The organism is Peribacillus sp. FSL E2-0218 (assembly GCF_037992945.1).
Classification (GTDB): Bacteria; Bacillota; Bacilli; order Bacillales; family DSM-1321; genus Peribacillus; species Peribacillus simplex_B.
Window position 1 is genome coordinate 4,712,161 of sequence record NZ_CP150304.1, and the last position, 12,572, is coordinate 4,724,732.

Here is a 12,572-nt window from a genome sequence, read left to right on the forward strand (position 1 = left end):
ATAACGAAATCTTCCAAAGTTTTCGATAAAGGCATTTGAAATTAATATTATCAAGGATATTGTTTAGAAAAGGTGACTTTAGAGTAATAGTATAAGAAAGATCATATTTTATCCTTATCCAGCAGGGAATCGACAGGATTTGATGGAACTAATTATAAATGCCGGATAAGTTTGCTCATGCAAAAGCAGGATTTCTTACTTATCCTTATATGGTTTCAACGTTACTCATAATCGGAAAGAAGGCTGATACTTTTGGATTTTTTTCTCAACTTCCCTTTGATTGCAGCATTGATTGCCATTTTCTTTGCTCAATTCATCAAAGTGCCCATCCATTTCATCGCTTTTCGTAAAGTGAACTGGGCACTTCTTAACTCGACGGGCGGGATGCCCAGCTCCCACTCGGCAGCCGTGTCAGCTCTCACCGTTGCCGTAGGGATTGAAACTGGCATGGATTCACCTGTATTCGCGGTTGCCGCAATCTTTGCCGTCATCACGATGTTCGATGCCACAGGCGTAAGGAGGCAGGCAGGGGAACAGGCTGCCGTCTTGAACCGCCTCGTTACCGATTTCAATACATTTGTCGAGCAAGCGAAAAATTGGCAAAAAAAAGAGGAGAAGCAAAAACAACAACAATTAAAGGAACTGTTGGGCCATAAGCCGATCGAGGTGTTTTTCGGAGCCTTGACCGGTGTATTCATTGCACTTGTGCTTCACTTTTTCATTTTTCAAGGGTAGGTGATACAGTTGAAAATAATCTCGCTATGCCCCAGCAATACGGAACTATGCACCTATCTAGGAATCGAGGATCAGCTGATCGCCATCGACGACTACTCGGATTGGCCTGAATCCATTCAGCACCTTCCTAAAGTCGGGCCAGATTTATCGATCGATATCGATCAAGTGGAAGCATTGAAACCTGATTTGATATTGGCTTCATTAAGTGTACCCGGCATGGAAAAAAATATTGAAGCATTAAAAAAGCGGAACCTTCCCCATATCATCTTCAATCCGCAATCGCTTGAAGATATCGCCCAGGATTTGATTACCTTGGGGGAGGCGACAAATCTTAAGAACGAAGCAGAGAAGCAGGCTGCCAAATTCAGGGACACGATCCTCCGCTATCAGGACGTCGCCGATACAATCGAAACGAAGCCTTCCCTTTATTGGGAGTGGTGGCCAAACCCCTTATTCAGCCCAGGCGGGGTCAATTGGTTATCCGAAATCAGCCGACTGGCCGGAGGATATAATCTTTTTGAAGAAGTGAACATGGCCAGCATCCAAGTCACTTCCGAAGAGGTCATCGAAAAGGATCCCGACCACATTTGCTTAGCATGGGTCGGGGTTCCTTTACGCAAAGTGAACCCGGGGCTTGTCAAGAAGCGAAATGGTTGGAGCGATATGAAAGCAGTTCGCCATCATACTATCCACATCATGGAAGAACCATTATTTTGCCGTCCATCCCCTCGTTTATTGGATGGATTGTCAAAATTGGCGAGGACCCTGCATCCAAACGCCTACAATCACATAAAGCATTGACATGAAAAGGCTGCCCCTAGGGGCAGCCTTACGCTTTGGGCAAATTGGTTGAAAATGGAATTCACTCATTTGAATGATTAAAAGGCAAAGGATGATACATGCTCGTTCAACGCCCGTTCGTTCATTTTATGCTTGAATACCTGCCTGATCTTGGTCTCATTCAACCTACTTAACTGTTCCTCGGACAACGCGCCGCTCCCTTTTTGCACAACATATACCTCAAGGGTTTTCTTACCCCAATTATCATACACATCCTGCACCGTTTCATAATAGAGGTCAAGGTGATTCCCTTTGATTGCGCCCCCCTTGTCGGCTACCACTCCATAACCATAGCCTGGAATCCATAGGATGGTTCCGAGCGGGAAGACGGCTAGATCGGCGGCAATCGTGGAAAACACATCCCGCTTCACCTTCACTCCTGAATAGGTAATGCCGTAGGAAGGGCTTTCCGGATATTTTCCGGTTGATTCATATCCGGCTGTGTACCCTGTAGCGAGCACTTCATGCTTAGGATATTTCAAAAGCTCGATGCCTTCCTCTATCGTCGCCGGACCATTGCTCCTGGAAGCGGATGCAACTAGTGTTGCCACCTGATCCCCCCTATGGATGGTTTTGTATTCGAGCCCAAGCAATCGATGTTGTCTCATCGTCTCTTCGAATGGGTCAACCTCAGTTGTAGCCCCAAAAACATGATTTAAGGTCGAGTCGATGGCCAAGATAAACAATATGATAATAGCAACCCTCAAAAATAATGCCTTACAGACCTTCATATGTATTCATTCCACTCCTCTCACAAGGATATTTGTTCCCTTTCCAGAGAGAAAGTATTCATAAACAGGCAAAACAACCTTTTTCCCAAACAAAAAAGGACCGTCCATGAAGACGATCCACCTTGATCAAAACATCTGATATCCTTTTTTTCTTAACGTTTTAATAACCACACCAGCTAAAACGGCACCAAGCAGCCCGCTTGATAAAATAATGATATCTGCCGAATGCAAGGATGTAAGGTTCGACCCAAGGCTTGAAAAGGACATTCCCGGATTTCGGAAATATTCGATCAGCTTCGTTTCATTGACAATGACAATGAAGACGATGGGAAATAAAATGACCATGATCCATGATGAACGAAAAAGCATATTGAGCAAAAAGCCAATCCCAAAAAATAATATGAAAAATAAGAGTATTGAGATAATTAAAACGGGCAATGGCATATAATTCTTGACCCCCTTAAAAGCGACACCTTTAGTTTACTGAAAAAATAATTGCCGCGTCAACGACTTAATGCCAAATAATGTCGAAGAAAATATATTTACCCAATTCACATGAATAATTTATACGATGTATAACCGAATTGATCCCCTGGGTTCAATCCATCAAGCATCGTCTGCATTCTTTCCTTTTTAAAAGCTAACAGCTGCTCCAATAATAGAGATTGCTTCCCCTCTTTCATCAAGGAATCAGGATCATAAAACTTAGCTTCATATAATTCATCCAATTGGGCGGTGACCTCCAAGCTGAGCGGTTTAAGTAAAAACACCAACATATTATCACTGATCTCCCCTTTGATGACTCCGCTTCTGACACCTACCATGCCTTCGATTTCCGCATGGATGCCCGTTTCCTCGAACACTTCCCTTATAACAGCCTCATCAACGGTTTCATCATGTTTGACAAAACCTGCAGGCAGCGACCATTGCCCTTTCAACCCGCCATACCTTTTGTTCACCACGAGCCATTCTCCCTTATCGGAAATCACAAGGCCTGACACTGCCAGCCATACATTTTTGCACCGTTCCACCAAGCTCCACTTCCCCTATAATCATTTTAACCAATCACTCGATGCTGATGGCCGAACACTTTCCCGCTTATGATCTTCGACTCAAGCTTCATGCCCCGATCAGCGATGGATGCCATTAAAAAGCCATTCAGAGAATCTCCCCAAATGGCTCAGTTAATATGTCCCTAAAAAATCAAAGGATGTTGAACTTGCCTTTTTTTGCGACCAGGGAAGGCCCGCCGATCAGTAGCAATGCTCGGTTATCGACCATCTTCTTCAAGAAGGATGCGGTCTTTCCCGTCACCTTCTTACCGAATACGACGCCAATTGCATTGTCATCACCTAATGAACATACCGTTCCTTTGTTTTCGAAGGCGAACGTTTCAAGGGCACTTTCATTACGGACCAGCTTAGTCAGGTTCTTCGCAATGACCTCTCCCTGCTGCATGGCGATTTGGGCGGTAGGAGGGTAGGGACGGTTGATTTCTTCATTGATGATCAGGGCGCAATCACCCACGATGAAGATATCGTCATGCCCTGGTGCCCGCATGTCAAGGTTCACTTTAATCCGGCCGCGCATAGCCTCGAAGCCGGAAGCCTCGATCACGGAGTTCCCTCGTACACCAGCAGCCCAGACCACGGTGCCCGCTTTGATTTCTTCCACTTCATCTTCGCCTTTTGAAACGATGATGCCTTCAGGCGTCGCCCCCTTGATGGGAGTCCCGATCTTGAATTCAACACCTTTTTTCTCAAGATACGAAACGGCATAGTCCACCAATTCCGGATCGAAACCAGGAAGGACGGCTGGTGCGGCCTCCACACAGTACATGCGGACCTTCTGGAAATCAATGTCGTATTCCTTGCAGAGATCCGGCACCCGGTTCGCCAGTTCCCCAAGGAATTCGATCCCGGTAAATCCGGCTCCCCCGACAACGATGGTCAAGCGGTCCTCATTCTTCTCTGCCTCAGAGCTGTAGGTAGCGAATTGCAACGAAATATGATCACGGATTTCGCGTGCAGTGTTCACGTTGGAGATGGAGAAAGCATATTCCTTCAATCCTTGGATTCCGAATGTTTCCGATTCAGGTCCAAGCCCGATCACAAGGTAATCATAAGCGAGTTCGCCATTTTCAAGAACGACTTTTTTATCGTCCGTCTTCACTTCCAAAACGGAATCCTGGATGAATTTAACTTTGCTGCCGTTAATGACACTTTTAATCGGGTAGCGGACACGATCATGATGAAGAGTCCCGGCAGATGCTTCATGCAGCCATGTAGTTTCATAGTGGTAATCATTTTTGTTGACTAATACGATTTCTGCTTCATTTTGCCCCAGTGCCTTCTGCAAGCGCGTAACGGTCATCAACCCACCATAACCTGCACCTAAAACAACGATAGTTGGCTTTTTCAAAAGATTTCGTCCACCTTTACGATATTTTCTTGTGGTGCTTTCCATAACTAACATCTATTTTCTATATTATTAATCTCCATTATAAAAAGCACGCTTATACATATGTGACGCATTTCACGTAACCCTTCAAACTTGTAATAAATGAATCATAAGTAAATATTAGTCTTTTTCAATAATTTTTTCAAGTGAAAAACCGGATTCTTCAAGACCATATTCCCCTTGAAGCGAGCCCATTTTAATAGGCTTAGCCGCGAGTATTTCCAGACGCTAACAACGAGAACGAGGCTGCTGTTGCCATACGCCGAAATAATAGTCGAAACTTTCTAACTTTTTTCTCGTTTTTTCAAAGTTCATCTATGGTAAAATAAGAGAATATATTTCAGCAAACCTAGTATATCGGAGGGATAACGTTGGAAGTTAACGAAAAGGTTTATGATATCACCATCATTGGCGGAGGTCCGGTTGGATTATTCACCGCATTTTACGGCGGCATGAGGCAGGCATCGGTAAAAATCATCGAAAGCCTCCCACAATTAGGCGGGCAATTATCTGCCCTTTATCCTGAAAAGTACATTTATGATATCGCTGGTTTCCCTAAAGTGCGCGCACAGGAGCTAGTGAATAACCTGAAAGAACAAATGGCAAAGTTCGAACAGACCGTTGTCCTCGAGCAAGCCGTGCAAGACGTGGAAAAACAAGCCGACGGGGTCTTCAAGTTAACGACCGATAAAGAAATCCATTATTCCAAAACCATCATCATCACAGCTGGCAATGGTGCATTCCAACCCCGCCGCATCGAAATTGATGAGGCAAAAGAATATGAAAGCAGCAACCTTCATTATTTCATCGACGATCTCAATCATTTCGCAGGCAAAAAGGTCGCCGTTTTCGGAGGCGGGGATTCCGCAGTGGATTGGGCCCTCATGCTGGAGCCCATCGCCGAAAAGGTGAGCATCATCCATAGAAGAGATAAATTCCGTGCCCACGAACATAGTGTGGAAACCCTTAAAAATTCCAAGGTCGAAGTACTCACCCCTTACATACCGGCAGATTTGATTGGAACGGAAGGACGGATCCATACAGTCGCCATCAAGGACCCAAAGGGTGAAGATACAGAAACGCTGGATGTAGATGCAGTCATCGTCAATTACGGATTCGTATCCTCCCTCGGCCCCATCAAAAACTGGGGGCTCGAAATCCAGAGGAACAGCATCTTGGTCAATACCAAAATGGAAACGAATATTCCCGGAATATACGCTGCCGGCGATATCGCAACCTATGACGGCAAAGTTAAATTGATCGCGAGCGGCTTCGGCGAGGCGCCCACTGCCGTCAATCACGCCAAACAATATATCGACCCAAAAGCAAAGGTCCAGCCCATGCACAGCTCCTCGATGTTTTGATAAGCGCAATACAGCAAAAAAAGGTTCCGGATTGGTCTCCCTTCCGGAACCTTTTTTATTGGCTGGAGAAAATCGCTTCGGAAGTATTCGTCCAAAGTGAAATGAGTCCGAACTCCATTTTCTCCAAGAACACTATCTTTGGTTTGAAACGCAAAGTGGAATGCAACGGAAGGCAGCGACACTCCTGCGGGATATACGCGTCTACTTGGAGACCCCACCCCGCAGGCTAAAAGCCGAGGAGGCTCAAGGACCGCCCGCGGAAAGGGAGCGCCTGCAGTGAAATGCAACGTCCAAAGTACTCCACCACAAAACGGCGGGCAATCAAAATACAAACTTTGGTTTCACACCAAGTGGAATGCAACGGAAGGCGGCGACACTCCTGCGGGAAATGCGCGTCTACGTGAGACACCGCAGGCTGAAAGCCGAGGAGGCTCAAGGACCGCCCGCGGAAAGGGAGTGCCTGCAGTGAAATGCAACGTCCGAAATACTCCACCACAACACGGCGGGCAATCAAAATACAAACTTTGGTTTCACACCAAGTGGAATGCAACGGAAGGCGGCGACACTCCTGCGGGAAATGCGCGTCTACGTGAGACACCGCAGGCTGAAAGCCGAGGAGGCTCAAGGACCGCCCGCGGAAAGGGAGTGCCTGCAGTGAAATGCAACGTCCGAAGTACTCCACCACAACACGGCGGGCAATCAAAACACAAACTTTGGTTTCACACCAAGTGGAATGCAACGGAAGGCGGCGACACTCCTGCGGGAAATGCGCGTCTACGTGAGACACCGCAGGCTGAAAGCCGAGGAGGCTCAAGGACCGCCCGCGGAAAGGGAGTGCCTGCAGTGAAATGCAACGTCCGAAATACTCCACCACAACACGGCGGGCAATCAAAACACAAACTTTGGTTTCACACCAAGTGGAATGCAACGGAAGGCGGCGACACTCCTGCGGGAAATGCGCGTCTACGTGAGACACCGCAGGCTGAAAGCCGAGGAGGCTCAAGGACCGCCCGCGGAAAGGGAGTGCCTGCAGTGAAATGCAACGTCCGAAATACTCCACCACAACACGGCGGGCAATCAGGAAGCTTTAGCTTTCCTCCTAAATCCCGCATGTTATCCCCAATTACGGCCTTGTGGATAACATTCTTTCCGTTAGTTGTCCACAAGTGCTTAACCTCAAACTATAAAGGGTAAAGAATAAAAGAAGATCAGAAAGGAGCATGCACATATATGAATATTTTAATTGCAGGAGCTAACGGGACGACCGGAAGGATGATCATTGAAGAATTATCAAAAAATCCGGAAATGAATGTTTACGGAATGATCCGGAAAGAAGAACAGGCTCAAACGATAAAAGAACTCGGCGGCCATCCCATCCTTGCCGATTTAGAGGAAAATGTGGATAAAGCAGTGGATAACATGGAAGCGATCATCTTCGCGGCAGGTTCCGGACCAAAAACGGGGCCAGACAAAACGACGGCTGTGGATAAGCTGGGTGCGATTAAACTGGTCGATGCCGCCAAGAAGAAAGGAATCGATCGCTTTATCATGCTGAGCTCCGTCGGATCTGATACTCCGGAGCAAGCGCAAGGCGGGATGCGCCATTATCTTGAAGCAAAACACGATGCCGATGAACATTTAAAAGCAAGCGGACTGACATACACAATTGTCCGCCCAGTTGCCTTGACCAATGACCAAGCTTTAGGCAAAATCTTTGCAGAACAAAAAGTGGACCATACCAATAAATCGATTCCAAGAGCTGATGTCGCCTCCGTTCTGGCACAGGCGGTCACAAAGGAAAGCACGTTCAATAAAACATTCGAAATTTTAAGCGGTGACTTGCCAATCAAGGAAGCTCTGACCGATATTTAAGGCCGAAATCAAGCAGGAATAGTGATCAACAGTGGACAAATCGAAATTGTCCACTGTTGATTTCATTAAAAAAGCTCCAATCGTTTTCAGCCCGAGTATTTTTTCGTCCTTTCTCGCAGTTTTTCCGACCTTTCAATCACTTTTTCCGTCCGTTGCGTAGGTATTCCGGCCTTCCCCTCACTTTTCCGTCCGTTTGCGTAGTTTTTCGGCCTTCCCCTCACTTTTCCGACCATTTGCGCAGTTTTTCCGGCCTTCCCTTCACTTTTTCCGTCCGTTTGCGCAGTTTTTCCGACCTTCCCTTCACTTTTTCCGTCCGTTTGCGCAGTTTTTCCGACCTTCCGCGCAGTTTTTCGGCCTTCCCCTCACTTTTCCGACCTTCCGATTACTTTTTCCGACCTTCCCCTCATTTTTTTCGGCCTTTCAGTATGAGAACGTTCCGAAACTCCTTTCACTCAAAACGAAGGAGGGCACTTGTTAAAGTGCCCTCCTGTTCTGAACTATTAAGGTTTCTTAGCAATTCTCCGGCGTTCCCGCGTTTTTGGCCGTTTTGAAGGAAGATCCGCATCCGCATGACGCAATCGCATTCGGGTTTTCGATCGTGAATCCTCCGCCCATCATCGTCTGTTTATAATCAATGACTGTTCCTTTCAATATATCAGCGTCCCCATTATCCACAAGGATCTTAATTTCAAACTGTTCAAGTTGGGCATCTTTTTCTCCTGCCTCTTCCTCAAAACCCATCCCATAGGATAATCCACTGCAGCCTCCGCCTTTAACGGCCACCCTTAAAAAGGAACCTTCTTCACCATTTTGTTTCATCATTTCTTTTATCTGAAAAGCGGCAGCTTCCGTTATATTAACAACTTCACTCACAATAAATCCCTCCTTCTTATGTTATGTGAGATAGACCATTTCTCCTTATAGTATATACCAAAGAATTTCCTGCGCTCAATCTTCCAGCTTGAAAAAATTCGGCATGACCACATCCATTTTACCAACATGACGACTAATATAGTTTATAATAGGCATAAAGAATCAAGCATTTGGACTCATTAAAACTTGATGCAAGGAGGGATGCTCCATCCAACATATACAGCCTCTATACAACAAAAGCATGGAATGTCTGCTGTGCAAACAAAAATCAACCACCAAAAAGGTTCGGTCACGTTTTGCCAAAGTAACTAAGTACGACACGGACTTTTGTCCCATTTACACAGATTCATCCATTAATGCACTTTATTATACCATTTTTGTTTGCCCTCACTGCGGATTTTCCTATTCCGAGGATTTTTCCCGATACTTCCCTCCCGCCACCAAGGAGGTCATTGAGGAAAAAGTCAGTTCAAGGTGGGTCCCGCAACATTTCAGCAATGAACGATCGATCAAGGACGCAATCAATACATACAAGCTGGCGAGTTATTGCGGTGCACTAAAAAAGGAAAAACACATTATCCTGGCAGGCATCCATTTACGAATTGCCTGGCTATACCGGATTACCCAAAACTCGAAACAAGAGGAAAGATTTTTGAAATTCGCACTTACGGAATATGAAGCCTCCTATTCGACAGGGGATTTCATTGGTACCCGGGCCTCAGAAGCCAAGATCTTATATCTTGCCGGCGACATCTCAAAAAGAATAGGAAATGACATGGCAGCGATAAAGTATTTTTCATTAGTATTCGAAAGACAAAAAAATGCCCGGGAAACCTCTCTCATCCAAATGGCCAGAGACCGGTTTCAGGAAATCAAGCACGAACAAGGAAACCATACAATCGCCGCATCATTCAATCGCTAGGCTGTAGTTATTGGATGCTAATTTTCGTGCTAATGCAGAGAGGAAGGGGAAAGTCCACATAAGACCACGCAGGCGCCATAAAGCCGAGGGCGGTCCGCCTTTGGAAAAGGGAATGCCTGCTATAAGTCCAATTCCCTAAAAACTGCGGCGAGCAATCGGCTTCCTCCTACATTTAAAACGCTAAAAAACTGCAGACAAACTCCATTATCCATCAAGAGTTTGTCTGCAGCCTGTCCGGCTGTTCCATTGATGCGTCCTGTTTTCAGATTTCGAATTCATCAATGAACTTATATATATTTTCAACTAATTCATCCGTTGTGTCACCAGTAACCACTTCGCCGTTCACAAGAGCGTATAAGTTACTGGAGCATTTCCCACAATAACCCAGGCATCCGTACTCGATGATATCCAAATTCGGATCCCGTTCCAATCTTTCCAGAGCCTCTTGCGCGCCACTGGCCAGATTGCTTACACAAAATTCAATGATCGGATACATTGCTTCACCTCACCGTTACTAACAATCCATCTTATTACTTTTCCCATTTACAGTCAATATTTACGCATAAAAAAGCAGCCGATTTCAAGATATCGGTTGTGATTTCCTTATATATTCGTTATACTTTTGTCGGGGTATGTAAAAAGAAAATGATTAAAAATTTTTTATTCTTACTACTAATGGGGTATATATATTCAGTAAAAATTTCAAAGGTTCATTTGGGAGAATCCTAGAGTGGAATAGTTGTTTTCTACAAGTGGAACGATTATCAAATTTTTCAAAGAGATCTTATAAAGGGGAAAATCATATGAAGAATTTAGTCATACTTGGTGGTGGGTATGGTGGTATGCGTATGCTGCAAAGATTGCTGCCTAATCAGCTTCCTGAAAATGTAAGCATCACGCTTATCGACCGCAATCCTTACCACTGCTTAAAAACGGAATATTACGCTTTAGCAGCAGGCACCATTCCTGATCAGCACATCCGTGTTGCATTTCCTGAACATCCTCGCTTGAAGAACGTATACGGAGAAGTACTTTCCATCGATATGGAAAACAAACAAGTCATAATAGAAAATCAAGAACCTGTCGTTTATGATGATTTAGTCATTGGCCTTGGCTGTGAAGATAAATACCACGATATTCCTGGTGCAGACACACATACGTATAGTATCCAAACGATTGATAAATCACGCCGCACATATTCAGCTTTGAATAATTTAGGTGCTGGTGCAACCGTGTCCATCGTGGGCGGCGGACTCAGCGGTGTCGAGCTGGCCAGTGAATTGATCGAAAGTCGTTCGGATCTGAACGTTAAGCTATTCGACCGCGGACCGCATATTCTTTCAGCTTTCCCAGAAAGATTAAGCACGTTTGTCGAATCTTGGTTTGATAAACATACAATCGAAATCGTTCATCATTCTAATATCACCAAAGTTGAACCAAACCTGCTTTATAATGGCGACGAAGCTGTCCAAAGTGACGTCATCGTCTGGACTGCTGGAATTCAGCCAAGCAAGATCATCCGTGATATGGATATTGAAAAGGATCGTCAAGGTAGAGCCGTCCTTACTCCTCAGCATTTCCTTCCAACTAATGATAGCATCTTTGTCGTCGGCGACTGTGCAAGCCTGCCGCATGCACCAAGTGCTCAATTAGCGGAGTCCCAAGCTGAGCAAATCGCCCAAGTCCTTGTGAAGAAATGGGCAAATGAACCGCTTCCTGAAAGTTTCCCTGCCATGAAGCTAAAAGGGACATTAGGTTCTCTTGGGAAAAAACAAGGGTTCGGCCTTGTAGCGAATCGCCCGATCACCGGAAGAGTGGCGCGCCTCATGAAATCAGGCATCCTCTGGATGTATAAATATCATAACGGTTAATCTTATCAAAAACTGGCCCAAGAGCTGCGTACAGCTCGCCTCATGGGTCAGTTTTTTCATTGCTTCCATTATATATCACAATTGCACCTTATATCCATATTTCTCCATCGCTTCCACCACTTTTTTTAGACGTACATTTCCTTCCGCGATGATTTCATCTTCGATGAGGACAAGCGGATAGAATAAATCTTCTTCGATCATTTTTGCGGCAAAGCTCTTTTGTTTCAGCTCTTCAGGAGGATTATACAGATCGATATAGGAGATCTTGAAGTCTTGGTCTGGAAACTTCCTCGTTAAAGCGGCTTCAAGCCATTCACATGTATCTTTTGAAGAGGGCAGATTGACACAGCTCGCACAAATTTGCTCCGCACCATACACCTCTATTTCAATGTCTTTCTTTACCATACTCTTCCTCCTTCTTTCCAGTATATTTGCTGCATCTTGATTACATTATAAGAACATTCACCTTTTTCCATCGTACATATATAATATAGATTATATTTCCGCAAAGTTACAGTTGGATTTTTTACTACCTTCGCATTATAATATGATTAGGAAAGGAGTCGATTGCAATGTCTAACCAAACAATGGAAGTCCAAGTTCAAGATGTTCTAGATAAGCTTCGTCCGTTTCTTCTTCGCGATGGCGGTGACTGTGAACTAGTCGACGTAGAAGATGGAATTGTAAAATTACGATTACTGGGAGCCTGCGGAAGCTGTCCAAGTTCGACCATTACGCTAAAAGCGGGGATTGAACGCGCCCTTCTTGAAGAAGTTCCAGGTGTAGTGGAAGTTGAACAGGTATTCTAATATCCCTTTAAATAACATGCCACGTATGGATTGAAGAATCCAATTAAATTCATGCAGACAGGCACTTTGCCTGGACTGTTATAGAAAAATAAAGC

Annotated in this window: 14 protein-coding genes; 7 read left to right on the forward strand and 7 right to left on the reverse strand. The window is 45.0% G+C overall.

Annotation, left to right across the window (positions count from 1 at the left end; genetic code table 11):
- Positions 1-252 precede the first annotated feature (252 nt).
- A complete protein-coding gene (locus tag MHI53_RS22830; RefSeq protein ID WP_100533053.1) occupies positions 253-735 on the forward strand; it encodes a divergent PAP2 family protein in 483 nt (160 codons plus the stop codon).
- A 9-nt stretch (positions 736-744) separates the two neighbouring features.
- The gene (locus MHI53_RS22835) at positions 745-1,536 is read left to right on the forward strand and encodes a cobalamin-binding protein (RefSeq protein WP_340372366.1); all 792 of its coding nucleotides are present in this window, start codon (positions 745-747) and stop codon (positions 1,534-1,536) included.
- A gap of 77 nt (positions 1,537-1,613) precedes the next feature.
- On the opposite strand, the gene MHI53_RS22840 is transcribed toward MHI53_RS22835, so the two are convergent.
- The 4 genes from MHI53_RS22840 to MHI53_RS22855 all read right to left on the reverse strand — a co-directional run bounded on the left by MHI53_RS22840 (position 1,614) and on the right by MHI53_RS22855 (position 4,727).
- Positions 1,614-2,306 carry a 3D domain-containing protein gene (locus MHI53_RS22840; RefSeq protein ID WP_340372367.1) on the reverse strand — a complete coding sequence of 231 codons (693 nt, stop codon included), beginning with the start codon at positions 2,304-2,306 and terminating at the stop codon, positions 1,614-1,616.
- A 126-nt stretch (positions 2,307-2,432) separates the two neighbouring features.
- Positions 2,433-2,750, reverse strand: a complete 318-nt coding sequence (locus MHI53_RS22845; RefSeq protein ID WP_100533050.1) for a YuiB family protein — start codon at positions 2,748-2,750, stop codon at positions 2,433-2,435.
- Between the two features lie 107 nt (positions 2,751-2,857).
- On the reverse strand, positions 2,858-3,340 hold the full coding sequence (locus tag MHI53_RS22850) for an NUDIX hydrolase (RefSeq protein WP_340372368.1): 483 nt from the start codon (positions 3,338-3,340) through the stop codon (positions 2,858-2,860).
- A gap of 169 nt (positions 3,341-3,509) precedes the next feature.
- On the reverse strand, positions 3,510-4,727 hold the full coding sequence (locus tag MHI53_RS22855) for an NAD(P)/FAD-dependent oxidoreductase (protein ID WP_340372369.1): 1,218 nt from the start codon (positions 4,725-4,727) through the stop codon (positions 3,510-3,512).
- Positions 4,728-5,137: 410 nt separating this feature from the next.
- Here MHI53_RS22855 and MHI53_RS22860 point away from each other — a divergent pair, with 410 nt between their 5' ends.
- Both MHI53_RS22860 and MHI53_RS22865 read left to right on the forward strand, forming a co-directional pair.
- Positions 5,138-6,130 carry an NAD(P)/FAD-dependent oxidoreductase gene (locus MHI53_RS22860; RefSeq protein ID WP_061142440.1) on the forward strand — a complete coding sequence of 331 codons (993 nt, stop codon included), beginning with the start codon at positions 5,138-5,140 and terminating at the stop codon, positions 6,128-6,130.
- A 1,230-nt stretch (positions 6,131-7,360) separates the two neighbouring features.
- Entirely contained in the window at positions 7,361-8,002 is a 642-nt protein-coding gene (locus MHI53_RS22865) for an SDR family oxidoreductase (protein ID WP_061142439.1), read from the forward strand.
- A 510-nt stretch (positions 8,003-8,512) separates the two neighbouring features.
- On the opposite strand, the gene MHI53_RS22870 is transcribed toward MHI53_RS22865, so the two are convergent.
- On the reverse strand, positions 8,513-8,875 hold the full coding sequence (locus tag MHI53_RS22870; protein WP_061142437.1) for an iron-sulfur cluster assembly accessory protein: 363 nt from the start codon (positions 8,873-8,875) through the stop codon (positions 8,513-8,515).
- Positions 8,876-9,092: 217 nt separating this feature from the next.
- Between MHI53_RS22870 and MHI53_RS22875 the strand changes: the two genes are divergently transcribed.
- Entirely contained in the window at positions 9,093-9,797 is a 705-nt protein-coding gene (locus tag MHI53_RS22875) for a DUF2225 domain-containing protein (protein WP_340373720.1), read from the forward strand.
- A 262-nt stretch (positions 9,798-10,059) separates the two neighbouring features.
- Here the strand turns inward: MHI53_RS22875 and MHI53_RS22880 are convergent, their stop codons facing one another.
- Positions 10,060-10,293, reverse strand: a complete 234-nt coding sequence (locus MHI53_RS22880) for a YuzB family protein (protein WP_061142435.1) — start codon at positions 10,291-10,293, stop codon at positions 10,060-10,062.
- Between the two features lie 307 nt (positions 10,294-10,600).
- On the opposite strand from MHI53_RS22880, the gene MHI53_RS22885 reads away from it, so the two are divergent.
- A complete protein-coding gene (locus tag MHI53_RS22885; RefSeq protein WP_340372370.1) occupies positions 10,601-11,668 on the forward strand; it encodes an NAD(P)/FAD-dependent oxidoreductase in 1,068 nt (355 codons plus the stop codon).
- Between the two features lie 75 nt (positions 11,669-11,743).
- On the opposite strand, the gene MHI53_RS22890 is transcribed toward MHI53_RS22885, so the two are convergent.
- Positions 11,744-12,073, reverse strand: coding sequence for a YuzD family protein (locus tag MHI53_RS22890; RefSeq protein ID WP_061142433.1), 330 nt, complete (start codon positions 12,071-12,073; stop codon positions 11,744-11,746).
- A 167-nt stretch (positions 12,074-12,240) separates the two neighbouring features.
- Here MHI53_RS22890 and MHI53_RS22895 point away from each other — a divergent pair, with 167 nt between their 5' ends.
- On the forward strand, positions 12,241-12,477 hold the full coding sequence (locus MHI53_RS22895; protein ID WP_061142432.1) for a NifU family protein: 237 nt from the start codon (positions 12,241-12,243) through the stop codon (positions 12,475-12,477).
- Positions 12,478-12,572: the final 95 nt, after the last annotated feature.